The following is a 24217-nucleotide window of genomic DNA, read 5'->3' as shown; positions in this document are numbered from 1 at the left end:
CCGTTCCGCTGAGATCCCGAACGGAGTCCGGGGGGAGGAACGCGTGTCCACACCCCACCCGTGGGCGGGGTTACGCCGGGGAGAAGAGGTGGTCGCTGATGAGGCGGGCCGCGCCGATGACTCCGGCCGTCGGGCCCAACTCGCCCAGCACGATGGGGAGGTTGCCGGTGGCCAGCGGCAGGGACTGCCGGTAGACCTGGGTGCGGACACTGGCAAGGAGGTTGTGACCGAGGCCGGTGACCCCGCCGCCGATCACCACCAGACCGGGATTGAAGAAGCTGACGAGTCCGGCGATGACCTGCCCGACCCGGTTGCCGCCCTCGCGGATGAGCGTGAGTGCGGTGGCGTCGCCCGCGGCGGCCGCGGCGGCGACGTCGATCGCCGTGAGCCGGCCGGCCGCCGCGAGGCGTCCGGCGAGCTCGTCCGACCTGCCCGCGCGCGCCGCGTCCTCGGCGTCGCGGGCCAGGGCGGCGCCGCTGAAGTGGGCTTCCAGACAGCCCTTGTTGCCGCACGCGCAGGCGCGGCCGTCCGGTTCGACCTGGATGTGCCCGATGTCGCCCGCGCTGCCCGTCGTACCACGGTAGACGTCACCGCCGACGACGATGCCGCAGCCGATGCCCGTACCGATCTTGACGCAGAGGAAGTCGCCGACCGAGCGGGCGACGCCCGCGTGCTGCTCCCCCATGGCCATCAGGTTCACGTCGTTGTCGACCATGACCGGGCAGCCGAGTTCCTGGCTGAGCGCCTCCCGTACGGGGAAGCCGTCCCAGCCGGGCATGATCGGGGGTGCGACCGGGATGCCCTCGGGGAAGCGGACCGGGCCGGGGACGCCGATACCGGCTCCGTCGAATCCTTCGGCGAGGCCGGAGGCCCGCAGTTTGGCCGCCATCGACAGGGCCTGCTCGAAGACGGCGACGGGACCCTCACGGACGTCCATCGGGTGGTTGAGATGTCCGAGCACCTCCAACTCGGCGTTGGTGACGGCCACATCGATGGATGTGGCGCCGATGTCGATGCCGAGGAAGCGGAGTTCGGGGGCGAGCCTGATGTTGTGCGAACGGCGTCCGCCGCGGGAGGCGGCGAGGCCGTCCGCGACGACGAGACCGGTCTCCAGGAGCCGGTCGACCTCGACGGCGAGCTTGGAGCGGGAGAGGTCGATCTGATCGCCCAGCTGGGCACGGGAGTTGGGTCCTCCGTCGCGCAACAGCCGGAGCAGACGCGCCTGGTGCGCGTTGGCAGGTCGTGCCGTCATGCGTCTCACGCGCCCCTCCCCTGGTGCCGTGTGGCGGGCTCTCCGTCGTGCTTTCGAGGGGAACGTAGCAGCGGTGTCCCGGGGTGGGAAGAAGTCGCGCAGGAATCCGAGCAGACTTTTTCCTGAACGAGGACAAAGCCGGGTGGGGGCTACGGCACGGGGGTGCCGGTCAGCGCACGGCGACCAGGCGGGCGGAGACGACGACGTTGCCTTCGTACCCCTGCCGCCTCGAGAAGTCTCCGCCGCAGGTGAGGACGCGCAGCTCGGGCAGAGCACCCCACTTGTAGACCCGCTCGGCCGGGAAGTCCTCCTTCGGGACGACCTCGACGCCGTACACGGAGAAGACCGCCGTCCGGCCGTCCTCGCGGGCGATCTCGATGCGGTGGCCCTTGCTCAGCGCGCCGAGGTCGTAGAAGACGGCCCGCCCGTCCGGGGTGTCGACATGGCCGACGACGACCGCCGTGCCCCGCTCGCCCGGGGTGACGGCGCCGGTGTACCAGCCGGCGAGGTTCTTCTCGTACGCGGGCGGGGTGTCGATCCATCCCTCGGCGTCGCGGCCGACGTCCGTGACGGGGGCGTCGACGCGGACGGCCGGGATGCGGACGCGTACGGGGCGGGAGGCGGGCAGCGGGTCGGGGACGGTTGCGTGGTCCGGGGCGGCGGTGGCGCTCGTACGGTCCGGTGCCGCGGCGGCGACCGGCTGCGGGGGGCCTCCGGCGCGCCATTCCTCCGTACCTCCCCGAACGAGATGGATCCCCACCAGCAGGACGACGGCCACAACGCCCCACGCGCCGCGCCTCGACGATCCGTTCGACCCCTGCACGATCCGCTCTCTTCGTGTACGCGGTGGGCCCCTCCGCCCCGGACCTCGTCATCCCGGGGCGGAGGAGCCGTCTCCGGCCCCGTCGACCCCGTCGTCAGTCGTGGCTGTCCGTGCGGCGGCGGCGCATCAGCAGCATCCCGGCGCCTCCGAGCGCGCCCGCGATCAGAGCGGTGCCGGCGACCACCTCGGTGGTGCCGAGCTCCCCGGCGCCGCCGCCGAAGCCCGCCTTGACGCCCTTGTGCGCGCCGGTGTCGTGGACGGCCGTTGCGTCGCCGCTCGTGGACTGACCGCTCGTGGAGTCGCCGCCCGTGGACGCTCCGGCGATGGTGAGGGGGGCGGTGCCCTTCTCACCCTTGCAGTCGAAGGTCACCTGGTACTCCGCACCGACCTTGGCCTCGACGTCGACGGTGGCGGTACCCGCGCCGCCCTCGTCGAGAGTGACGGTGTCGAAGACACCGGACGAGACGGTGACGGACGGGACCTCGCAGCTGTCGGACTTCAGCGTGACCGTGCCGCCGGGAGCGACCGTCGTGGGTGAGACGGAGAAGCCGAACGACGTGACGTTGCTTCCGGTGCCGTCGTCGGCCAGGGCCGTCGGCGTGGCGAGGGCGGCGGTGGCGAGCAGGGCCGCGGAAGCGACACGTATCGCGCGCATGGCGATCCTCCAGATCACGCGAGAGGGGCGGGCGCGGACGGTTTCCGCGTACGGCCGGAAATGCCCCTCGACGCGATCGAAGCTAGGGCCGCCCGGGCCCCCTCGCCACTGGGCTCCGCCGAACGGGGAACGGGGAACCCGGAACGGCGAGCCGGAACGGGAACGGCGCGCGACCGAGGCGCCGGCCTTCGCCCGCCGGCGGCCCGCGGCGGGCGACACCCCCGCTCGGCCCCGTCAGCCCTGGCTGTGTTCGCGGTAGGTCGCGCGGGTGTGTTCCGTGTGGGCGCGCATGATCGTGGTCGCGCGGGCCTCGTCGCGGGCCGCGATCGCGTCGATCAGTTGCCGGTGTTCCTTCCAGGACTGCTTGCCGCGCTGCCGGGCGACCGGCGTGTAGTACCAGCGGACCCGGCGGTCGACCTGGCCCGCCAGCTCGGAGAGGACGAGGTTTCCGGCCAGTTCCATGACCTTGGCGTGGAAGGCCGCGTTGGTCGCGACGGCGAGATCGACGTCGTCGTCCGCGACCGCCTGCTCGCCCCGCGCGCACAGCTCCTCCAGCGCGGCGATCCCGGCCGAGCCGGAGTTCGCGGCGGCGAGCCGGGCCGCCTCCGCCTCCAGGAGCGTACGGACGGAGAGGAGTTGGTCGGCCTCCTTGTCGGTCGGCTCGTGGACGAAGGCGCCCTGCGCCGGCCGCAGATCCACCCAGCCCTCGGTGTTCAGACGCTGGAGCGCCTCGCGCACCGGCTGCCGTGAGACACCGAGGTGTCCGGCGAGTTCGCTCTCGACCAGGTGCTGACCGGGACGCAGGGCGCGGGTGGTGATCAGTTCGAGCAGCGCTTCGTAGACCCGGTCGCGCAGCGGCCCGGGCCGCTCCAGCCTGGGCACGGCTCCTTGCGGCAGTCCTGCGGACAACATCGCGGCCCCCTCGATTCGCCGTGAGCGATCAACGCGGATTGGCTATCGTCTACAGTCTACCGGCGCCAAAGTCCAGCCATGCGGCCCGTCCCGATCTCGGCCGGAACGCTCCCATGTCCGGCTACGGCACCCGTACGACCTGCCCCGCGTACGAGAGGTTGCCTCCGAAGCCGAAGAGCAGCGTCGGCGTCCCGGACGGGAGCTCCCCGCGTTCGACCAGCTTGGAGAGCGCCAGCGGGATCGAGGCGGCCGAGGTGTTTCCGGAATCGACGACATCGCGGGCGACGACCGCGTTGACCGCGCCGATCTTCGCGGCGAGCGGCTCGATGATCCGCAGATTGGCCTGGTGCAGCACGACGCCGGCGAGGTCCTCCGGCGCCAGCCCCGATCGCTCGCAGACCTGGCGGGCGAGGGCGGGCAGCCGCTGGGTGGCCCAGCGGTAGACGGACTGGCCCTCCTGCGCGAAGCGCGGCGGGGTGCCCTCGATCCGTACGGCGTTGCCCATCTCCGGGACCGAGCCCCACAGCACGGGGCCGATGCAGGGCTCGTCGCCCTCCCCGACCGCTTCGACGACCGCCGCGCCCGCACCGTCGCCGACGAGGACGCAGGTGGTGCGGTCGGTCCAGTCCGCCACCTCGGTCATCTTGTCCGCGCCGATGACCAGCGCGCGCCGGGCTGCGCCGGCACGGATCGCGTGGTCGGCGGTGGCGAGCGCGTGGGTGAAGCCGGCGCAGACCACATTGAGGTCCATGGTGGCGGGCGAGCCCATCCCGAGCCGGGCGGCGACGCGGGCCGCGGTGTTGGGCGAGCGGTCGATCGCGGTGGAGGTCGCGACGAGGACCAGGTCGATGTCGGCGGGGCCGAGCCCGGCGGCGGCGAGGGCCTTGCCCGCGGCGTGTGCGGCGAGTTCGTCGACCGGCTCGTCCGGGCCGGCCACGTGGCGCGTCCTGATCCCGACCCGGCTGCTGATCCATTCGTCGCTGGTGTCGACGAGTGCGGCCAGGTCGCCGTTGGTGAGCACCTTGGCGGGCTGGTAGTGCCCGAGCGCGGCGATACGAGTGCCCGTCATGCCCGGGACCCCCTTGGGTTCAATGTGGCGCGTGGTGAAGCGGAAGCAGGAACCACCCAGTCTTGCCAGCGACTGATCGGTAACCAGGCACGTAAACCACCAAGATTCGCCCGTAGGTGTTGGGAGACCGCGACAACGGGGACAACGGGGCGTTCCGCGCCCCCTTGTCGCCCCTCCTTCCATACTGTAGACAATATTTCGTCGACACAGTGAACTCCCGCCTGGTCCCTCGCGGTTCCCTCAACCGAACGGAGACCCGCACGTGAAGGTCGCAGTCCTCGGCGCCGGTGCGATCGGCGCCTACGTCGGAGCCGCGCTCGACCGCGCCGGCGCCGATGTCCATCTGATCGCCCGTGGACCGCATCTCGCGGCCATGAGGCAGCACGGCGTACGGGTCGAGAGCCCGCGCGGCGATTTCACCGCCCGGGTGCACGCCACCGACGACCCGACCGAGGTCGGCCCCGTCGACTACGTCTTCCTGGGTCTGAAGGCGAACGCGTACGCGGCGTGCGGGCCGCTCATCGCGCCGCTCCTGCACGACACCACGGCGGTCGTGGCCGCCCAGAACGGAATCCCCTGGTGGTACTTCCACCGGCACGGCGGCCCGCACGACGGCCATCGTGTCGAGAGCGTCGACCCGGCCGGCGCCGTCTCCGCCGTCCTCGCCCCCGAGCGGGCCATCGGCTGCGTCGTCTACGCCGCGACCGAGCTCAGCGGGCCCGGGGTCGTCCGCCATCTGGAGGGCACCCGCTTCTCCATCGGCGAGCCCGACCGTTCGGCGTCCAAGCGCTGCGAGGTGTTCGCCGACGCGATGCGCGCCGGGGGCCTGAAGTGCCCGGTCGAGCCGGAGCTGCGCCACGACATCTGGATCAAGCTGCTCGGCAACATCTCCTTCAACCCCATCAGCGCGCTCGCCCGGGCGACGATGCGCGATATGTGTCTGCACGGCGGCACACGGCAGGTCGTCGAGTTGATGATGCACGAGACCCTGGCCGTCGCCGCGGCCCTCGGCTGCCGCCCCGACATCTCCGTCGAGCGGCGCCTCGCCGGGGCGGAACGGGTCGGCGACCACCGCACCTCCACCCTCCAGGACCTGGAGCGGGGCAAGCCGCTGGAGCTGGACGTGCTCCTCGCGGCCGTGGTGGAGCTCGCGGCCGTCACCGACGTGCCGGTGCCGACGCTCCGAACCGTCCACGCCCTGTCGGATCTGCTCGCGACCCAGTCCAGGAGCACGGCATGACCCAGTCCAGGAGCACCGCATGACGAACACGAGGAAGCGGGACCGCGTCCCCACGACGTACACCCGGCTCACCCACCCGCTCGTACGGGACGAGAAGGGCGGGCCGCTGAGGCCGGCCAGCTGGGACGAGGCTCTGGAACGGGCGGCGGCCGGGTTCCGGGCGGCCCGGGGCGCGTTCGGGATGTTCTCCTGCGCCCGCGCGACCAACGAGATGAACTACGTGGCGCAGAAGTTCGCGCGTGTGGTGATGGGCACCAACGACGTCGACTCCTGCAACCGGACCTGTCACGCGCCGAGCGTCGCCGGGCTGTCGGCGGTCTTCGGCTCGGGCGGCGGCACCTCCTCGTACGAGGAGATCGAGCACACCGATGTGATCGTGATGTGGGGCTCCAACGCCCGCTTCGCGCACCCGATCTTCTTCCAGCACGTCCTGAAGGGGATACGGAACGGGGCGCGGATGTACGCGGTCGATCCGCGCCGCACCTCGACCGCCGAGTGGGCCGAGAGCTGGCTCGGGCTCGACGTCGGCACCGACATCCCGCTGGCGCACGCCATCGGCCGCGAGATCATCCACGAGGGCCTGTACAACCGGGCGTTCGTGGAGCGGGCGACGAGCGGCTTCGAGGAGTACCGGGCCCTGGTCGAGCCGTGGACACCGACGGCCGCGTCGAAGGTGACGGGCGTACCGGTCGCCGCGATACGGGAGCTGGCGCACGCGTTCGCCCGGGCGGAGCGGGCGCAGCTGTGCTGGACGCTCGGGATCACCGAACACCACAACGGCACCGACAACGTCCGCGCGCTGATCAACCTGGCGCTGCTCACCGGGCACGTGGGGCGTTACGGCTCCGGGGTGCAGCCGCTGCGCGGGCAGAACAACGTGCAGGGTGGCGGGGACATGGGCGCGATCCCGAACCGGCTGCCCGGGTTCCAGGACATCCTCGACGCGGGGGTGCGGGAGAAGTTCGAGTCCTTCTGGGGTGTGGGCATCCAGCCGCGGTACGGGCGGACGCTGACCCAGATGTTCGAGGCGATGGAGAGCGGCGAACTGCGGGCCGTGTACTGCATCGGCGAGAACCCAGCGCAGTCGGAGGCGGACAGCGGGCAGGCGATGGAGCGGCTGGCGAAGCTGGACTGCCTGGTGGTGCAGGACATCTTCCTCACCAGGACGGCCGAGTTCGCGGACGTGGTGCTGCCGGCGACGGCGGCGTGGTGCGAGACGGAGGGCACCACCACCAACAGCGAGCGGCGGGTGCAGCGGGTCCGCAGGGCGGTGCTGCCGCCGGGTGAGGCCCGCGAGGACATCGACATCATCTGCGAGCTCGCGCGCCGGCTCGGCCACGAGGAGTGGAAGTACGCGGACTCGGAGGCCGTCTGGAACGAGCTGCGTGCGCTGTCGCCGGACCACTGGGGCATGACGTACGACCGTCTGGAGGAGCATCAGGGCATCCAGTGGCCGTGTCCTGACCTGGAGCGCCTCGAACCGTCGTTCCTGCACGGCCGGTTGTGGGAGAGGGATCCGGAGCTGCTGGGCAGGCGGGCGCCGTTCGGGATCGTCCGGCACGATCCGCCGGTCGACCTCACGGACGAGGAGTATCCGATCCGGCTCACGACCGGGCGACGGCTCGACTCGTACAACACGGGTGTGCAGAGCGGGAGTTACGCCTCTCCGTTGCGGCGCGGCGAGTTCGTGGAGCTGTGCCCGGAGGACGCGGAGCGGTACGGGGTCGCGGTGGGCCAGCGGGTGCGGGTGACGTCGCGGCGGGGGTCGGTGGTGGCGCCGGTGTGGGTGGACCCCGCGCTGCGGCCGGGGCTGGCCTTCATGACGATGCACTTCCCGGACGAGGTCGACACCAACCAGCTGACGATCGAGGCGAATTGTCCGATCGCGGGAACGGCGGAGTTCAAGGCGTCGGCGATACGGATCGAGAGGGTGGCGGACGATGGATCTGCGCTTCGGTGACAGCAAGCCGACGGACGACGAGCGGGAGGCCGTGGACGCGGTCCTCGGCCCGCCGGAGTCGGCGTGGGAGGGCGCGGACGACCGCTCGGCGGCGGATCTGCGCTGGGCGCGGGGTGGCCGGGAGGCCAGGGAGCGCCGGGACCTGCTGCTGCCGGGGCTGCACGCGCTCAACGACCGGGTGGGGTGGATCAGCGAGGGCGGCCTGGACTATCTCTGCCGCCGGCTGACGGTGCCGCCGGCGGAGGCGTACGGGGTGGCGACGTTCTACGCGATGTTCGCGGTACGTCCCCGCCCGGCGCAGGTCCTCCACGTCTGCACGGACCTGACGTGCGCGGCCCGGGGATCGGCGGCGGTGACGGAGGGCCTGACGGCCGAGGGCGTCGCCTTCGAACCGAGCCCGTGTCTGGGCCTGTGCGAGCGAGCGCCGGCGGCGCTGCTGGTACGGGCGGGGGTGGACGCGGCAGCCGCCGAGGGCGGCGGGACGTCGGAACCCGCGCCCGGGGCATCCGGGCCGGCCCTCGGTGCGTCGGGGCCGGCGCCCGATCCGTCCGCGACACCCCGCGGCCCGTCGGGACCCGCCCCCGGTCCGTCGGCGTCACCCGCCGGCCCCGGCACCTCACTGCTCGGCGCGCTCAGCGGCCAGGAGCCGACAGCCCCGGGCACCACAGGCACCGCCGGCACCCTGAACTCCGTGAACTCCGTCGCCCCGGGAGGCACGACCCGGGGCGACGGACCCACCGAAGCCGCGCCCGCGGGCGGCGGGCCCGCCTCCACTGCGCCGGTCGCCCGCACCCGTCTCTCCGTCGTCGTGGCTCCCGCCGCGACCGTCGCGCTCGCCCGGGCGGCCCGGCACCCGGAGGCCGCCCCGTCCGAGCCGCCCGCCGTCATGGCCGTTCCGCAGGCCGGGCATCCCGGGCTCACGCTCCTCGGGCGGGTCGGGGTAGTCGATCCGACCAGCGTGGACGACTACCGGGCGCACGGCGGGTACGCGGCGCTGCGGCGGGCGTTCGCGCTCGGGCCCGCCGGGGTGATCCGGGAGGTCACGGAGTCCGGGCTCGTCGGACGGGGAGGGGCCGCGTTCCCGACCGGGCGGAAGTGGCAGGCGACGGCCTCGCAGCCCGACGCCCCCCACTACGTCGTGTGCAACGCCGACGAGTCCGAGCCGGGCACCTTCAAGGACCGCGTCGTGATGGAGGGCGACCCGTACGCGCTCGTCGAGGCGATGACCGTCGCGGGGTACGCCGTCGGCGCCCACCGGGGCTATCTGTACATCCGCGGCGAGTACCCCCGCGCGTACGAGAGACTCACCCACGCAATCGACGAGGCGCGCGCCCGTGGACTGCTGGGCGACGACATCCTCGGCAGCGGCTTCGCCTTCGACATCGAGATGCGGCGCGGCGCCGGCGCGTACATCTGCGGCGAGGAGACCGCCCTCTTCAACTCCATCGAGGGCTATCGGGGCGAGCCCCGCTCCAAGCCGCCGTTTCCCGTCGAGAAGGGCCTGTTCGGCAAGCCGACGGCCGCGAACAACGTCGAGACGCTCGTCAACGTCCTGCCGATCCTCACCCAGGGCGCCGAGGCGTTCCGCGCCACCGAGACCAAGCTGTTCTGCGTCTCGGGCGCCGTCGACCGGCCCGGGGTGTACGAGCTCCCGTTCGGGGCGACCCTCGACGAGCTCCTCGACCTCGCCGGGCGGCCGGACACGCTGCGGGCGGTGCTGCTCGGCGGGGCGGCGGGAGGGTTCGTCCGCCCGGACGAGCTGGACATCCCGCTCACGTTCGAGGGCACCCGGGCCGCCGGCACCACGCTCGGCTCCGGTGTCGTCCTCGTCCTCGACGAGTCCGTGGACCTGCCGCGGATCCTGCTGCGCATCGCCGAGTTCTTCCGCGACGAGTCCTGCGGCCAGTGCGTGCCCTGCCGGGTCGGCACGGTCCGCCAGGAGGAGGCGCTGCACCGCATCAAGGACCGTACGGGCGAGGCGGCGGCCGGTGACATCGCCCTGCTGCGCGAGGTCGGGCAGGCCCTGCGCGACGCATCGATCTGCGGTCTCGGCCAGACCGCGTGGAACGCCGTCGAGTCCGCCATCGACCGTCTGGGGGTCTACAAGTGACCACGGTTCCCCTCGCCCCGCCTCGCCGCCTGCTGGAGTTCACGCTCGACGACACGCCCGTGCGTGTCCCCGAGGGCGCGACGATCCTCGATGCCTGCCGTACCGCCGGGAAGGAGGTGCCGACCCTGTGTCACGGCGACACGCTCACCCCGAAGAACGCCTGTCGGGTGTGCGTGGTCGAGGTCGAGGGCGCGCGGACCCTCGCCCCGGCCTGCTCGCGCCTCGCCGAGCCCGGGATGGTCGTCCGTACCGACACCGAGCGCACCCGGCACAGCCGGAAGGTCGTCCTGGAGCTGCTCGCCTCCTCGGTGGATCTCTCCACCACCCCGCGCGCCGCCGAGTGGATCAAGGCGTACGGGGCGGAGCCCGACCGCTTCGGCCCGGAGGCCCGCCGGCTCGGCGAGGAGCCGCGCGTCGACAACGACCTCTATGTGCGGGACTACGACAAGTGCATCCTCTGCTACAAGTGCGTCGACGCCTGCGGCGACCAGTGGCAGAACTCGTTCGCGATCTCCGTCACGGGCCGCGGCTTCGACGCCCGGATCGCCGTCGAGCACGACGGTCCGCTCACCGAGTCCGCCTGTGTGTACTGCGGGAACTGCATCGAGGTCTGTCCGACAGGCGCGCTGAGCTTCAAGCGCGAGTTCGACATGCGGGCGGACGGCTCCTGGGACGAGGAGGCGCAGACGGAGACGACGACGGTGTGCGCCTACTGCGGAGTGGGCTGCAACCTCACGTTGCACGTGCAGGACAATGAGATCGTCAAGGTCACCTCCCCGCACGACAACCCGGTGACCCACGGCAACCTCTGCATCAAGGGCCGCTTCGGCTTCCAGCACGTACAGAATCGGGTGTAGCGATCATGGGACGGGTGACCGAGCGACGACGGGTCCTGCGGATCCGCGGCGAGGCCGTGAACGAGCGCCCGGACACGCTGGTGGCCGAGGAGCCGCTGGAGATCCGGCTGAACGGCAAGCCGCTCGCGATCACGATGCGCACGCCCGGCGACGACTTCGCGCTCGCCGCCGGGTTCCTCGTCAGCGAGGGGGTGCTCGGCGCCGCGTCGGACGTACGGAACATCGTGTACTGCGCGGGCGCCAAGGACGACGGCACGAACACGTACAACGTGGTGGACGTGCAGCTGGCGCCCGGTGTCCCCGTCCCGGACATCACCCTGGAGCGGAACGTGTACACGACGTCGTCGTGCGGGCTGTGCGGCAAGGCCAGCCTGGACGCCGTACGGACCACGGCCCGCTTCCCGATCGCCGACACTCCCCCGGTCCGGCTGGCCCCGGAGCTGCTGGCCCGCCTCCCCGACCGGTTGCGCGCGGCCCAGCGGGTCTTCGACCGGACCGGGGGCCTGCACGCGGCCGCGCTGTTCTCGGAGGACGGCGAGCTGCTCGACGTACGGGAGGACGTGGGCCGCCACAACGCGGTGGACAAGCTGGTGGGGCGCGCCCTGACCGACGGGCGGCTGCCGCTGGAGCGGGCGGTCCTGCTGGTCTCGGGCCGGGCCTCGTTCGAGCTGGCGCAGAAGGCGGTGATGGCCGGTATCCCGGTACTCGCGGCGGTCTCGGCGCCGTCCTCGCTCGCCGTGGACCTGGCGGTCGAGACGGGCCTGACGCTGGTGGGTTTCCTTCGCGGGCCGGACATGAACGTGTACGCGGGCGAGCACCGGATCGCCCTCGGGGCGGCAGCCTCCCACGGCTGACCCCGGGGGCCCGCCCGCCGCACGGGTCGGGCCACCGGCCGGCGGGGAGCGCCCCCTGCGCCGGCCGGCCCCGCGCCCTCCCCGGTTCTCGCGCAGAACGATCGGGAGACAAGTGACCACCCCCTCCTTATGGTGTAACTGCGCACCAGCGAGGGGGAACTGATGACGCAACAGATCTCTGTGGAATTACCGCGGTACCACAACGACGAGGCGACTCGGCTGCTCTGCGGGTACACGTATCTGAGCACGGAGTTCGCCGGGTCCGTGATCCAGGACCTCGTCGCCGAACGGCTCAGGGCGCACGGCCTCCCGCTCGGCGTCGATCTCGTGGCACTCGTCCGGCACGCCAGGGTCGCGCAGCGCCTGCATGCGATCCGGGACAGCCTGCTCACAGCCTGTTTCCTGGTCCTGCTCCTCGCCCTGGCCTCCGCGGTCGTCGCGCTGCCCACACCCTTGGAGACAAGGGGCGAGCGGCTGGGCGACGCCGTGCAGCTGGCGGGATACGGGCTCCTCGCGGCGGTCCTGGTGACCTTCGTCTCCGGTCTCGTCTGCCGCCGTACGGCCCGCTCGATCCACCGGGGCACGCGTTCGCCGCGCGAGGGCGCGCCGGCCGCCGCCGCCCGGATCGAGCAGGAGCTCGACGAGCGGGACGAGACCAATGTCGTGCCGTACGGAACGTCCGGCGAGGAGGAGCTCCCGTTCGTCGGCAGCGGAGTTCGGATCAGCGAGACCGTGTGGGCGGGCATCGAGGTCGGCCGACCGGCGAAGGACGGGCAGGGTGTCGCCCTGCCGATGGCCCCGTTCGACGCCGCCGATCTGCACACGTGTCTGATCGAGCGGCTGGCCGACACCTCGGGAATCGAGGAACTGCGCGCCCGTAACCGGCTCTACGTCCAGGGGCACCAGGCACACGACCTGGGGAAGGAACTGTTGCCGGATCCGCTGCGGCGGCCGCGCACCCGCATCGACCCGGCGCTGGTCGAGGCGGGCATCGCGGAGAAGGACCGGGTGATGCGGACGTATCTCGCCCTGGACGCGGTCGGTGCCGGGGGTGCGTACGTGGTGACGATGTTCGTACGGGCGCGGCTCAGCCGGTCGTTGCTGTCCTGGGAGGTCTCCGCCTACGTCCTGCCCCCGTTGCACGCGCTCTTCGACGAGGTGAAGAATCTGCCCCGCGGCCTCGTGGAGGAGGTCTGGCGGCTGCTCGGGTACACCCTGTTCCAGCTGTGGAAGCTGCTGTCGAGGGCACCCGTCCGGCTGCTGCGCCGGGGGAAGCAGCGGGTGCGGAACATCTGGCGGCTGTGGTGGGACCGGCGTCGGATCGTGCACCGCCGGGGCCGCTTCGACTACGGCACGGTCGGCAGCGTGCGCTCTTGGGCGGCGGATCTGGACCGGCTCGACTACCTCCAGCGGATGGACGTGCTGGACACGTTCCAGCGGCTCGAACAGGGGGTGCTGCTGGCGACGGAGCAGTTCCTCAGGGAGCACAACGTGGACACGTCGGACTTCGAGCGGGCACAGACCCTCATCTCGCACCACTCGTACACCTTCAAGGGCGCGGTCGTCGGACAGAACATCTTCGGGAACTACGGGTCCAATGTCGCCGGCGGGGCACCGGCCATCGCCGCCGGGTCACCCGTGCCCTCGGCCGCTCCGCCGGCCAAGGCCGCCGGCACGAAAGGGTGAAGGACAGCGATGAGCACCTACAACTTCCACGGACCGGTCAGCGGCCAGTCGAACTTCGGTGACCACGGCCGCAACCAGATCTTCCACCACGGGGCCACGCCCGCCGACGCGATCCGGCTGGCCGCCGAGCTCGTGGCCCTGCTGCGTACGGAGGGGGTGGGGCGGGAGGATGCCGCCGTGCTGCTCCACGGGGAGCTGGCGCGGGCCGCCGAGGAGGGCCGGCCCGTGGACGAGGGCCGGGCCCGCACCTGGCTGGGCACGATCCGGGACGGCGCCGCCGCGGGGAGCGGGGCGATCGGCCTGGTGACGTCGCTGGCTCAGGCGCTGGGGCTCTCCTAGCGGACTCGACGGCCGGTCGTCTCGGCCGGGGGGTCGATCATCTGGAGGGCCAGAGTGGGCGGGGGTTCGGCGATGCCCGGGCCGCCCGCCGCCGTCCAGGCGAGGATGTCGTCGAGGCAGTCGTCGTCCACGGTGAAGCCGATCCACGCGGCCCGGCCGCCGCGTCGGCGGCCCTCGGTGGAGGGCTGGACCACGACGATGTTGGCCTGCGCGCACGGGCCGAGGCAGTCGCTCGTACGGACCGACAGCCGGCCACCGGACTCCGCCGCGGCGCTGCGAAGCCTGGCGAGCTGGCCGGCGTGGTCGATGCCGGGGTTCTTGCGGGCGTCGCCGCAGCAGCAGCCCCGGCAGACGACGAGGGAGCAGGGGCGGGCGCCGTAACGTATCGGGACGGGCGTCACGAGGGTCCCTCCAGGGTGATCGCGGCGACGGGGGCGACCGTGCCGAGGCGTGGGAAGTCGAGCGCCACCGAGGCACGGTGCTCGTCGGCGGTGAGCGCGGTCATGGCGTCCTCGGCGAAGACGGGTTCGTAGCCGAGGTCGCAGGCGGCGCGGGCGGTGGACTCGACGCCCAGGTTGGTGGCGATGCCGCCGAACACGACGGTGGTGACCGAGTGTTCGGCGAGGAGTTCGTGGAGCCCGGTGTCCTGGAAGCCGCCGATCGTCCGCTTGACGACGACATGGTCGCCGGCCTGGACGAGGGAGGGGACCAGCTCGCTGCCGGGCGGCTGGGTCTCGACGTTCGGCCGCTCGACCCTGATGTGGACGACGGGCGCGCCGGCGGCCCGGAACGTCCGGGCGAGCCGGGTGGCCGCGGCGACGACGTCGGTGCCGGAGCGGGGTGCGAGGGGCAGCGCGACGATGCGTTCCATCAGGTCGACGAGGACGAGCGCGGTGCGGCCGGGATCGAGTGCGGGCATGGGAGCACGGTAGCGGGCTCGGTGATCTTCACGGTGGGGGTGGGGATGTGATCCCGCCAACGGGAGGGAAGGTCGCGAGGCCCCTCGGCGGCGGCGTGGGCGGCGGGCCCGGCCCGCCCTCAGCCCCTCGCCCCGGCGGCTTCCGCCGTCCTTGCGCCGTCCGCCGTCGGATCCGAGCTCGGGGCCACGTCCGGTTCCGGCTCCCGGGCCCGCCGCTTGGCGAGGACCGCGCAGACCATCAACTGCATCTGGTGGAAGAGCATCAGCGGCAGCACGGCGAGCGACGCCTGCGGCCCGAACAGCACGCTCGCCATCGGGAGCCCCGCTGCCAGGCTCTTCTTCGAGCCCGCGAACTGGATGGCGATCCGGTCCGCCCGGTCGAATCCCAGCCGCTTCGCCCCGTACCAGCTCAGCGTGAGCATCAGCGCGAGCAGGACCGCCTCGACGGCCAGCAGGAGTCCGAGCCGGGCGGGGGTGACCAGGTGCCAGATTCCGGCGACCATGCCGTGGCTGAAGGCCGTGTACACGACGAGCAGGATCGAGCCCCGGTCGACGTATCCGAGCGCCTTCTTGTTCCTGGTCAGGAACGGGCCCACCCAGCGGCGCAGCAACTGGCCCGCCACGAACGGCACGAGGAGCTGGAGCACGATCTTCATCAGCGAGTCGCCGGAGAAGCCGGCCGCGCCGCCCCCGATCAGCGCCCCGGCGAGCAGCGGGGTCAGCACGATCCCGGCGAGGGAGGAGAAGGAGCCCGCGCAGATCGCGGCGGGCACGTTGCCGCGCGCGATCGAGGTGAAGGCGATCGAGGACTGGATGGTGGAGGGCACCAGGCACAGGAAGAGGAGGCCGCTGTAGAGCGGGGGCGTGAGAACGGCCGGTACCAGTCCCTTCGCCGCGAGTCCGAGGAGCGGGAAGAGGAGGAAGGTGCAGGCGAGGACGGTGAGCTGGAGCCGCCAGTGCTTGATTCCGTCGAGCGCCTCGCGGGTGGAGAGCCGGGCGCCGTAGAGGAAGAACAGCAGGGCTATGGCCGCCGTCGAGGCCCCGTCGGCGACCGTGGCCGCGGCGCCGGAGGCGGGCAGCAGGGCGGCGAGGCCGACCGTTCCGAGCATCGCCAGGATGAACGGGTCGATCGGCAACCAGGACGGGAGGAGGGTCGTGCGGCGGCTCATGTGCTCCATTGCCTTCGGATGCCTTCGGACGGGGTCGTTCCCTCCCCATCCTGCTCCCTCGCACGGACATCGGGAATCCCGTACAGCGCTCTGACTGCCATCGCGATTCGTGATGACCGCGTTACGGTGGACGGATGTACGACCCCTCACAGCTGCGGACCTTTCTCGCGGTCGCCCAGACGCTGAGCTTCACGCAGGCCGCGCGCCGGCTCGGCGTGCGGCAGTCGACCGTGAGCCAGCACGTTCGGCGCCTGGAGGAGGCGACCGGGCGTCCGCTCTTCACCCGGGACACCCACAGCGTGGAGTTGACGGAGGACGGCGAGGCGATGCTCGGCTTCGCCAGGACGATCCTCCAGGCCCATGAGCGGGCCGCGGCCTTCTTCACCGGGACCCGGCTGCGGGGGCGGCTGCGCTTCGGCGCCTCGGAGGACTTCGTCGTGACCCGGCTGCCCGAGATCCTGGAGTCCTTCCGGCGCGAGCACCCCGAGGTGGATCTGGAGCTGACGGTCGAGCTGTCGGGGACGCTGAACGCCCGGCTCGAGGCGGGACGCCTCGATCTCATCCTCGCCAAGCGGCGCGCCGAGGAGAGCGGGGGCGAGCTGGTCTGGCAGGACTCGCTGATCTGGATCGGCTCCCCGCGGCTGCGCCTGGACCCGGACCGGCCTGTTCCGCTGATCGTCTTCCCGCCGCCCGGGATCACCCGCTCCCGGGCCCTCGAAGCGCTGGAGGCGCACGGCCGGGCGTGGCGGATCGCCTGTACGAGCAGCAGCCTGAGCGCGAACATCGCGGCGGCCCGCGCCGGGCTCGGCGTCATGGCCCACACGCGTGGCCTGGTTCCGCCCGGCCTGACCCGGCTCCCGGCCCGGGCGGATCTGCCGGAGCTGGGCGACGTCGACTTCGTCCTGCGCAAGGGCCGGCGGCGCGGGCCGTCCCAGGAGGCGGCCGACGCCCTGGCCGCGGCGATCCTGGCGGGCGGCGACCGCCTGCACCGGCCGCACGCGCCGAGCTGACGACGTACGGGAGCGGTCAGGGGCAGGCCTTGGGCTTCTTCCTCGTGAGACGTGATCCGGTACGGCACCACCCGGGCTTCCGCCCGGATCGTGGGTGCCCGGTACAGATTCCGTGTGCCCGGTACAGATTCCGTGGAGATTCGGGCCCACCCTGCTTACTCGCCAGTCAGTAACCCGCCCCGATCACCCGCCACTTACCCGCTCCCCCTCTCCTGACCTGTGAGAACACCCATTGTCCCGGCTTGGTGAAGGACCTCCCGCCTGCCAGTCGGGTGGGGTACCGTCACCCGCGCCGTACGGAGAGCGACAACGAGCGGGCGAGGAGCAGGTCATTGCGCGAGTTCACCGTGCCGCCCGTCGAGGCGGCGCCTCAGGTCGGCGGTCTGGCGGACGCGGTGTTCGATCACGCCGAGCGGACCCCGGACCGGGTCACGTTCGGGCGCAAGGACGCCGCGGGGCAGTGGCAGGACGTGACGGCGGCGCGGTTCCGGGACGAGGTGCTCGCCCTCGCGAAGGGGCTGATCGCGCACGGCGTACGGTTCGGCGACCGGGTCGCCATCATGGCCAGGACCCGCTACGAATGGACCCTGTTCGACTTCGCGCTGTGGACACTGGGCGCACAGTCGGTGCCGATCTACCCGACGTCCTCCGCCGACCAGGTCTACTGGATGCTGCACGACGCCGAGGTCACCGCCTGCGTCGTGGAGCACGAGGACCACGCCATGACGATCGGTTCGGTGATCGACCGGCTGCCGCGGCTCCAGCGGCTGTGGCAGCTGGACGCGGGTGAGGGTGCGGTCGCCGAGCTGGTCGCGGCGGGCGCGGAGATCGACGAGGACATCGTGCAGCGCCACCGGCGGGCGGTGACGCCCGAGTCCGTGGCGACGATCATCTACACCTCGGGCACCACGGGCCGCCCCAAGGGCTGCATCATCACGCACTCCAACTTCATGTTCGAGACGGACATGCTGGTCGGGCGCTGGGAGCCGGTCTTCCATTCCAAGCCGGGCGACGAGGCCACGACCCTGCTCTTCCTCCCGCTCGCCCATGTCTTCGGGCGGATGGTGGAGGTCGCGGCGGTGCAGAGCGGGGTGAAGCTGGGCCACCAGCCGGTGCTCGCGGCGTCCGAGCTGCTGCCCGACCTCGCCGCGTTCCGGCCGTCGTTCATCCTGGCCGTGCCCTACGTCTTCGAGAAGGTCTTCCACGCGGCCCGCCGCAAGGCGGAGAGCGAGGGGAAGCTGGGCCCCTTCGACAAGGCCGTGGACGTGGCGGTCAAGTACGCCGAGGCGATGGAGCAGAAGGCGTTCGGGCTGGGCCCCGGCCCGTCGGCGGGGCTGCGGATGCAGCACCAGTTCTTCGAGAAGATGGTGTACGGGAAGGTCCGCGACGCAATGGGCGGGCGGGTCCGGCACGCGATGTCGGGCGGCTCGGGCATGGACCGTCGGCTCGGGCTCTTCTTCGAGGGTGCGGGGGTGACGGTGTTCGAGGGGTACGGCCTGACCGAGTCCTCGGCGGCCGCGACCGCGAATCCGCCCGAGCGCACGAAGTACGGGACGGTGGGGCAGCCGGTCCCGGGCACGACGGTGCACATCGCGGAGGACGGGGAGGTGTGGCTGCACGGCGGCCAGATCTTCTCCGGGTACCTCAACAATCCGCAGGCCACCTCCGCCGTCCTCAACGACGGATGGCTGGCCACCGGCGATCTGGGGATGCTCGACGAGGACGGCTATCTGACGATCACCGGGCGGAAGAAGGAGATCCTGGTGACCTCGGGCGGCAAGAGCGTGTCGCCGGCCGGTCTCGAGGAGCGGGTGCGGTCGCATCCGCTGATCGCGCAGTGCATCGTGGTGGGCAACGACCGGCCGTACATCGCCGCGCTGGTGACGATGGATCAGGAGGCGGTGGAGCACTGGCTGGCGATGCAGGGGCGGCCGCCGCTGCCGCCGGCCGAGCTGGTGCGCGACCCGAGCCTGGAGACCGAGATCCGGCGGGCGGTGGTGGCGGCCAACACGCTGGTCTCGCAGGCCGAGTCCATCCGGACCTTCCGGATACTGGCGCACCCGTTCAGCGAGGAGCACGGGCTGCTCACGCCCTCCCTCAAGCTGAAGCGCAAGGCGATCGAGAAGGTGTACGCGACGGAGGTCGAGGCGCTGTACGGCTGATCGCGTCGCACGGACGCGGCGACCGTCCGGTCCGCGCCAAACCTGGCTGACGCATCATCAATTGACGGTGCATCAGTTATTGACGGTTCATCAGCACGGTCACAGAATGCGGTCACCCCGACGGAGGGATCGCCCGTGCCTCGACCGTTGCGCACCATCGCCGCCGCCTTCGCCCTGCTTCTCGTCACCGCCTGCAACTCCGCTTCCAGCGGCGGGAGTACGACGACCAGCACCTCCGCACGCGGAGTCACCGCCGACACCATCAAGGTCGGCGGCATCGTCTCCATGACCACCGCGAGCGGCTACTCCAAGAAGGACACCGACCTCGGAGCCAAGGCACGCTACGACCGGGCCAACGCCGAGGGCGGTGTCAACGGGCGCAGGATCGACTACCTGGGCGCCGAGGACGACGGCCAGGACCCCGCCCGGAACCTGGCGGCGGCCCGCAAACTCGTCCAGCAGGACAAGGTGTTCGCCGTCTCCCCCATGAGCTCGGTCACCTTCGCCGGAGCGGACTTCCTCAACGGCCAGAAGGTGCCCACCGTGGGCTGGGGCACGCTCCCCTCGTTCTGCGGTCCGGCGTACATCTACGGCTTCAACGGCTGCCTCGTACCGACCCCGGGCGGCACCCTCAACCAGACCTGGCCCGAGGGGCTCGCCACCGTCCTCGGCGGGGCGCGCGGCAAGTCGGTGGCGCTGATCGCCGGCGACAACGACGCCGGAAAGTTCGGCATCCGTACCTTCACCCAGGGCTTCAAGGCGGCCGGCTTCCAGGTCTCGTACGCCAAGGCAGCGGTGCCCGCGACCTCGATGCCCAGCGACTGGTCCGCGTACACGAAGGAGATCCTGCGCTCGGGCCCCGGCGGCGGCGCGCCCGACGCCGTCGTCTCCGTGATGCAGACCCCGTACAACATCGGCCTGTTCACCGCGCTCAAGCGGTCCGGATACAAGGGTGTCATCTCCGACCCGACCGACTACGACCCCGGGCTGCTGGCCAAGGACGCGACGCGGCAGGCGCTCGACGGGGTGCACGTACTGCTGCAGTTCCAGCCGTTCGAGGCGGACAGTCCCGCGATGCGCCGGTTCAAGGAGGACATCAAGAAGGCCGCGGGAGGGAAGGACGTGCCGCTCAACATGCACATGCTGACCGGCTACATGAGCGCCGATCTCTTCCTCTCGATCGCCGAGAAGGCCGGCAAGGACCTGACCGTCGAGTCCTTCCAGAAGGCGGCGAACGGCTTCTCCGACACCGGGACGCTCGTGGGCGACCGCGCCGAGCCCAAGGGGCAGAAGGAGAGCTTCGGCTGCGGGGCGCTGGTGCGGCTGAAGAACGGGCGGTACGAGGTGGCCGTGCCCTTCAAGTGCTACCCCCCGATCCCCTTCGGCTGAGGGGCGCCTCGCGTGGGTGACCTGCTGGGCTTCGTGCTGAGCGGTCTGGTCTCGGGCGCGCTGTACGCGCTGCTCGCGACCGGGCTCGTGCTGTCGTACTCCGCCTCCGGACTCTTCAACTTCGCGCACGGGGCCACCGCCTATCTGTGCGCGCTGACCTTCTACGAGCTCCACTCCGGCTTCGGCTGGCCCGCCGTACCGACGGCGCTGCTGCTCGTGTGCGTCGTCGCGCCCGCACTGGGCTGGGGACTGGACCGGCTGATGTTCCGGAAGCTGGCCCGGGTCGGCGAGACGGCGCAGATCGTGGCCACGATCGGTCTGCTGGTCGCGCTGCCGGCGGCCGGCCTCTGGGTGGTCGAGCTCCTGGAGCGGGCCGGCGCCCCGGTCCAGCCCGCCGAGAACCAGTTCGGGCTGCCCGGTGTCGGCCCGAGCCCGGCGGTGTCCTGGCAGCCCCTCGACGGCGTCGGCATCGACTCCGACCAGCTGATCACCTGGATCGCGACGGCGCTCGTGGCGACCGGGCTGTGGGTGCTGATGCGGCACACCCGGCTCGGGCTCCAGCTGCGGGCCGCCGTCGACAACCGCTCCCTGACGGAGCTGCGGGGCATCAGCGCGGACCGGCTGTCCTCGATCGCGTGGATGCTGTCGTCGGGTCTCGCGGGCCTCGCCGGGGTCCTCGCGACCCCTCTCCTCGGGCTCTCCGCCCACGACTACACGCTGTTCCTGTTCGTCTCCGCGACCGCGGCGGTGCTCGGGCGCTTCGTATCGGTGCCGCTCGCGTTCGCGGGCGGCCTCGGGCTCGGGGTGCTTCAGAACCTCGTGGCCGGGTACGCGTCGTTCGCCGAGGACATCACCGGGTTCCGTACCGCGGTGCCGTTCCTGATCCTCTTCGGCGGCCTCGTCGTCCTGGCGCGGCGCCGGCGAGCGGCGGGCACCGCCGCCGCGGATCCACCGCCGGTCGACTATCTCGCCGGGAAGGGCCGGGGCCGCCGGTGGGGCGTGTGGATCGTCGCCGGCGGGCTGCTCGCCACGGCGTTCTACACGGTGACCACGCCGTTCTGGAGCGGGATCCTGGCCCAGGGTCTCGCGATCGGGCTGGTCTTCATGTCGTTCACGGTGGTCACGGGCCTCGGTGCGATGGTGTCGCTCGCCCAGGCGACGTTCGTGACGGGCGCGGCGCTGGTGGCGGGGCTGCTGATGAGCCGTGGCTGGCCCTTCGTGGCCGCGGCGGCGGTCGGCACGGTCGCGGCCGCGCTGCTCGGCGCGGTGGTCGCGCTGCCCGCGCTGCGGCTGGGGGGCCGGTCGCTGGCGCTGGCCACGCTGGCCCTCGCGTTCCTGGCGGACCAGGTGCTGTTCCAGGTGGGGTGGTTGCGGAACGGGGACACGGGCTGGGAGATCCCGCGCCCCGTCCTCGGCCCGGTGGACCTCGGCGACGACCGGGCGCTGGGAGTGGCTCTGGTCCTGCTGTGCGCGGCGGTCGTGTGGCTGCTGACCTGGCTGCGCGGCTCCCGGTGGGGCCGGGCGGTCCTGGCGGTCCGCTCGGCGCCGGAGGCCGCGTCGGCGTCGGGCGTTTCGGTGGTGCGGACGAAGCTCCTGGTCTTCACGGTGTCGGCGGCCCTCGCGGGCTTCGGTGGCGTGCTGTACGCCTCGTACAACACCCGGATCACGGCGACGGACTTCACGGCGATGACCGGTCTGGTGTGGCTGGCGGTGGTGGTCGCGGCGGGGGTGCGGCGGCCGCAGTTCGCGGTGGTGGCAGGGCTGGTCTTCGCGGTGGTGCCGCATCTGATGGCGACGTACGTGACGGAGTCCGCGCACCTGCCGGTGATCCTCTTCGGCCTGGCGGGCCTGGCCCTCGCGAACGACCCGGACGGGTACTGCGCGGCCCTGCCGTCCCGTCGAGCCGCCCGCCGGGGCGGGGCACGGGGAGGCTCCCGTCGGCCGGAGAGCGCGGGCCTCACGCCGGGCGGCGCGGACGCGGCCGTGGTGGGGCTGCCCGCACCGCGCGCGGGGCAGACGGCCGGGACGACGGGGCCACCGCCTCGCGCGCCGCGGACGCCGAGCGCGGCGGAGACGGCGGGGGCAGCCGGGCTTGCGACGGACGCACCGGCTCTCGCGCCGCGGACCGCGAACGCCGGGGAGACGGCTCGGGCAGCCGCACGCACCGCGGACGCCGCGCCGACGACGGACTCACCGGCTCGCACGCCGCAGGACGCGGGCGACTCAGAGCGGGCGGAGGCCGCCGCACGGGCCGCGGAGCCGTCCGTCGTCGGCGCCAAGGTGATGGCCTTGGCAGCCGCCGCGTCGCCGCCCGCGCTCGAACTGCGCGGCATCCACGCAGGCTACGGCGGCGCGGCCGTGCTGCACGGGGTGGATCTCGGGGTGCGCGCCGGGGAGACGCTGGTGCTGCTCGGACCGAACGGGGCCGGGAAGTCCACCGTGTGCCGGGTGGCCGCGGGGCTCCTGCGGCCCGCCGAAGGGCATGTACGCGTACGCGGGGAGGACGCCGACCGCGACACGGCGGTCGCCCGTGCCCGGCGCGGGGTGCGGCTCGCACCCGAGGGGCGGGGGATCTTCGCCGGGCTCTCCATCGAGGAGAACCTGGCCCTCCAGCTACCCGCGCCCGAGGACCGCGACGCGGTGTACACCCGCTTCCCCGCGCTCGCCGCCCGTCGCTCCGTCGCCGCCGGCTCCCTCTCCGGCGGCGAGCAGCAGCTCCTCGCGCTCGCCCCGCTCCTCCACCGCCCGCCCGCGGTCCTCGTCGCCGACGAACCCTCCCTCGGGCTCGCGCCCCGCCTCGTGGACGAGGTCTTCCGCCTCCTCACCGAACTGCGGGCGAGCGGCACGGCCCTGCTCCTGGTCGAGGAGAAGGCGGCCGAGGTGCTCGGCATCGCCGACACCGTCGCCTATCTCTCGCAGGGCGGGATCGCCTGGTACGGGCCGCGCTCCGAGGTGGACACGGGCCGACTCGCCGACGCCTATCTGGGAACGGGGGTCCACCGATGACACGTGCGGTGCTCCACGCGGCCGGGATCGACGTCCGCTTCGGCGGCGTCCACGCCCTGCGCGACGTGACGATCTCCGTACGCCCCGGTGAGGTCTGCGGCCTCATCGGGCCGAACGGCGCCGGCAAGACCACGCTCTTCGACGTCCTGTCCGGGATCCGGCGGCCGGACGGCGGATCCATCGCGTTCGCGGGAGAGGACATCACCCGCCGCTCCCCCGTGTGGCGGGCCCGCCACGGCATCCGCCGGACCTTCCAGCGCCAGCAGCTCTTCGGACAGCTGACGGTGACCGACAACCTCGTGGTCGCCCAGGACTGGCGGCCGGGCGGTACGCGCCGCCATCGGGAGCGGGCCGCCGCCGTGCTCCGTGAGTGCGGGCTCGACGCGCTCGCGGAGTCGTATGCCGGGGCGCTGCCCGTCGGGCAGGCCCGCATGGTCGAGCTCGCCCGGGCGCTCGCCGACCCGCCCCGCGTGCTCCTCCTCGACGAGCCGGCCTCCGGCACGACCGCGGAGGAGCGCCGTCAACTCGCCGCTGTCGTCCGGCACATGGCCGAGGAGGAGAACTGCGCGGTGCTGTTGGTCGAGCACAACGTGGCCTTCGTGATGGAGCTGTGCGCACGCGTGGTGGTCCTGGACCTCGGCCGGGTCCTCGCCGAGGGGACGGCCGCCGAGGTGCGTGCGGACCCGGCCGTGAGGGAGGCCTATCTCGGCGCGGCGCCCGGCATGGTTCCCGGCGCCGTTCCCGGGGTACATCCGCAGACGCCTCCGGGCTCCGAGGAATGCCATGGGGTCTGAGATGGTTGACC

20 protein-coding genes are annotated in these 24217 nt (G+C 72.4%); 12 read left to right on the top strand and 8 right to left on the bottom strand.

Annotation, left to right across the window (positions count from 1 at the left end):
- Nucleotides 1-70: 70 nt before the first annotated feature.
- The 5 genes from ACZ561_RS12805 to ACZ561_RS12785 form a co-directional block, all read right to left on the bottom strand.
- Entirely contained in the window at nt 71-1252 is a 1182-nt protein-coding gene (locus tag ACZ561_RS12805; RefSeq protein ID WP_376430575.1) for an ROK family transcriptional regulator, read from the bottom strand.
- 169 nt (nt 1253-1421) lie between these two features.
- Entirely contained in the window at nt 1422-2075 is a 654-nt protein-coding gene (locus ACZ561_RS12800; protein WP_470993281.1) for a class F sortase, read from the bottom strand.
- A 94-nt stretch (nt 2076-2169) separates the two neighbouring features.
- Nucleotides 2170-2730, bottom strand: a complete 561-nt coding sequence (locus ACZ561_RS12795; protein WP_470993278.1) for a hypothetical protein — start codon at nt 2728-2730, stop codon at nt 2170-2172.
- A 234-nt stretch (nt 2731-2964) separates the two neighbouring features.
- Nucleotides 2965-3642, bottom strand: coding sequence for a GntR family transcriptional regulator (locus ACZ561_RS12790; protein WP_470993275.1), 678 nt, complete (start codon nt 3640-3642; stop codon nt 2965-2967).
- A 121-nt stretch (nt 3643-3763) separates the two neighbouring features.
- On the bottom strand, nt 3764-4711 hold the full coding sequence (locus ACZ561_RS12785; protein ID WP_470993272.1) for a beta-ketoacyl-ACP synthase III: 948 nt from the start codon (nt 4709-4711) through the stop codon (nt 3764-3766).
- Between the two features lie 262 nt (nt 4712-4973).
- Here ACZ561_RS12785 and ACZ561_RS12780 point away from each other — a divergent pair, with 262 nt between their 5' ends.
- The 7 genes from ACZ561_RS12780 to ACZ561_RS12750 all read left to right on the top strand — a co-directional run bounded on the left by ACZ561_RS12780 (nt 4974) and on the right by ACZ561_RS12750 (nt 13757).
- Nucleotides 4974-5951 carry a 2-dehydropantoate 2-reductase gene (locus tag ACZ561_RS12780; protein ID WP_470993270.1) on the top strand — a complete coding sequence of 326 codons (978 nt, stop codon included), beginning with the start codon at nt 4974-4976 and terminating at the stop codon, nt 5949-5951.
- Between the two features lie 19 nt (nt 5952-5970).
- Nucleotides 5971-7911: a molybdopterin oxidoreductase family protein gene (locus tag ACZ561_RS12775; RefSeq protein WP_470993267.1), complete on the top strand. Its 1941-nt coding sequence runs from the start codon at nt 5971-5973 to the stop codon at nt 7909-7911.
- On the top strand, nt 7892-10021 hold the full coding sequence (locus ACZ561_RS12770) for an NADH-ubiquinone oxidoreductase-F iron-sulfur binding region domain-containing protein (RefSeq protein WP_470993264.1): 2130 nt from the start codon (nt 7892-7894) through the stop codon (nt 10019-10021). Before ACZ561_RS12775 ends, ACZ561_RS12770 begins: the two co-directional genes overlap by 20 nt.
- A complete protein-coding gene (locus tag ACZ561_RS12765) occupies nt 10018-10878 on the top strand; it encodes a 2Fe-2S iron-sulfur cluster-binding protein (protein WP_470993261.1) in 861 nt (286 codons plus the stop codon). Before ACZ561_RS12770 ends, ACZ561_RS12765 begins: the two co-directional genes overlap by 4 nt.
- Nucleotides 10879-10883: 5 nt before the next feature.
- Nucleotides 10884-11732 (top strand): formate dehydrogenase accessory sulfurtransferase FdhD, encoded by an 849-nt coding sequence (fdhD, locus tag ACZ561_RS12760; RefSeq protein WP_470993258.1) that lies wholly within the window; start codon nt 10884-10886, stop codon nt 11730-11732.
- 162 nt (nt 11733-11894) lie between these two features.
- Nucleotides 11895-13418 carry a hypothetical protein gene (locus ACZ561_RS12755; RefSeq protein ID WP_470993255.1) on the top strand — a complete coding sequence of 508 codons (1524 nt, stop codon included), beginning with the start codon at nt 11895-11897 and terminating at the stop codon, nt 13416-13418.
- Between the two features lie 9 nt (nt 13419-13427).
- Nucleotides 13428-13757: a hypothetical protein gene (locus ACZ561_RS12750; protein ID WP_470993253.1), complete on the top strand. Its 330-nt coding sequence runs from the start codon at nt 13428-13430 to the stop codon at nt 13755-13757.
- On the opposite strand, the gene ACZ561_RS12745 is transcribed toward ACZ561_RS12750, so the two are convergent.
- The 3 genes from ACZ561_RS12745 to ACZ561_RS12735 all read right to left on the bottom strand — a co-directional run bounded on the left by ACZ561_RS12745 (nt 13754) and on the right by ACZ561_RS12735 (nt 15845).
- Nucleotides 13754-14158, bottom strand: coding sequence for a (2Fe-2S) ferredoxin domain-containing protein (locus tag ACZ561_RS12745; protein WP_470993250.1), 405 nt, complete (start codon nt 14156-14158; stop codon nt 13754-13756). The genes ACZ561_RS12750 and ACZ561_RS12745 overlap by 4 nt on opposite strands.
- The gene (locus ACZ561_RS12740; RefSeq protein ID WP_470993247.1) at nt 14155-14676 is read right to left on the bottom strand and encodes an isochorismatase family protein; all 522 of its coding nucleotides are present in this window, start codon (nt 14674-14676) and stop codon (nt 14155-14157) included. Before ACZ561_RS12740 ends, ACZ561_RS12745 begins: the two co-directional genes overlap by 4 nt.
- 119 nt (nt 14677-14795) lie before the next feature.
- Nucleotides 14796-15845: a bile acid:sodium symporter family protein gene (locus tag ACZ561_RS12735; RefSeq protein WP_470993244.1), complete on the bottom strand. Its 1050-nt coding sequence runs from the start codon at nt 15843-15845 to the stop codon at nt 14796-14798.
- 134 nt (nt 15846-15979) lie between these two features.
- Here ACZ561_RS12735 and ACZ561_RS12730 point away from each other — a divergent pair, with 134 nt between their 5' ends.
- The 5 genes from ACZ561_RS12730 (at nt 15980) to ACZ561_RS12710 (ending at nt 24206) form a co-directional block, all read left to right on the top strand.
- The gene (locus tag ACZ561_RS12730; RefSeq protein WP_470993242.1) at nt 15980-16855 is read left to right on the top strand and encodes a LysR substrate-binding domain-containing protein; all 876 of its coding nucleotides are present in this window, start codon (nt 15980-15982) and stop codon (nt 16853-16855) included.
- Between the two features lie 332 nt (nt 16856-17187).
- Nucleotides 17188-19017 carry an AMP-dependent synthetase/ligase gene (locus ACZ561_RS12725; protein ID WP_470993239.1) on the top strand — a complete coding sequence of 610 codons (1830 nt, stop codon included), beginning with the start codon at nt 17188-17190 and terminating at the stop codon, nt 19015-19017.
- A 135-nt stretch (nt 19018-19152) separates the two neighbouring features.
- Nucleotides 19153-20406, top strand: coding sequence for an ABC transporter substrate-binding protein (locus ACZ561_RS12720; RefSeq protein ID WP_470993236.1), 1254 nt, complete (start codon nt 19153-19155; stop codon nt 20404-20406).
- 12 nt (nt 20407-20418) lie between these two features.
- Entirely contained in the window at nt 20419-23412 is a 2994-nt protein-coding gene (locus ACZ561_RS12715; protein ID WP_470993233.1) for an ABC transporter permease subunit, read from the top strand.
- A complete protein-coding gene (locus ACZ561_RS12710) occupies nt 23409-24206 on the top strand; it encodes an ABC transporter ATP-binding protein (protein WP_470993230.1) in 798 nt (265 codons plus the stop codon). The genes ACZ561_RS12715 and ACZ561_RS12710 overlap by 4 nt, the downstream gene beginning before the upstream one ends.
- The last annotated feature ends 11 nt before the right edge of the window (nt 24207-24217 follow it).

Source organism: Streptomyces sp. NPDC039609, assembly GCF_055596705.1.
Note: the sequence above shows the minus strand (reverse complement) of the source record. Positions and strands in the feature narration are given on the sequence as shown.

Bases quoted from the DNA above. Each gene is read 5' to 3' on its own strand.
- ACZ561_RS12805 (WP_376430575.1), bottom strand. From the start codon at position 1,252: ATGACGGCACGACCTGCCAACGCGCACCAGGCGCGTCTGCTCCGGCTG.
- ACZ561_RS12795 (WP_470993278.1), bottom strand. From the start codon at position 2,730: ATGCGCGCGATACGTGTCGCTTCCGCGGCCCTGCTCGCCACCGCCGCC.
- ACZ561_RS12790 (WP_470993275.1), bottom strand. From the start codon at position 3,642: ATGTTGTCCGCAGGACTGCCGCAAGGAGCCGTGCCCAGGCTGGAGCGG.
- ACZ561_RS12785 (WP_470993272.1), bottom strand. From the start codon at position 4,711: ATGACGGGCACTCGTATCGCCGCGCTCGGGCACTACCAGCCCGCCAAG.
- ACZ561_RS12775 (WP_470993267.1), top strand. From the start codon at position 5,971: ATGACGAACACGAGGAAGCGGGACCGCGTCCCCACGACGTACACCCGG.
- ACZ561_RS12770 (WP_470993264.1), top strand. From the start codon at position 7,892: ATGGATCTGCGCTTCGGTGACAGCAAGCCGACGGACGACGAGCGGGAG.
- fdhD (WP_470993258.1), top strand. From the start codon at position 10,884: ATGGGACGGGTGACCGAGCGACGACGGGTCCTGCGGATCCGCGGCGAG.
- ACZ561_RS12755 (WP_470993255.1), top strand. From the start codon at position 11,895: ATGACGCAACAGATCTCTGTGGAATTACCGCGGTACCACAACGACGAG.
- ACZ561_RS12750 (WP_470993253.1), top strand. From the start codon at position 13,428: ATGAGCACCTACAACTTCCACGGACCGGTCAGCGGCCAGTCGAACTTC.
- ACZ561_RS12740 (WP_470993247.1), bottom strand. From the start codon at position 14,676: ATGCCCGCACTCGATCCCGGCCGCACCGCGCTCGTCCTCGTCGACCTG.
- ACZ561_RS12735 (WP_470993244.1), bottom strand. From the start codon at position 15,845: ATGAGCCGCCGCACGACCCTCCTCCCGTCCTGGTTGCCGATCGACCCG.
- ACZ561_RS12730 (WP_470993242.1), top strand. From the start codon at position 15,980: ATGTACGACCCCTCACAGCTGCGGACCTTTCTCGCGGTCGCCCAGACG.
- ACZ561_RS12710 (WP_470993230.1), top strand. From the start codon at position 23,409: ATGACACGTGCGGTGCTCCACGCGGCCGGGATCGACGTCCGCTTCGGC.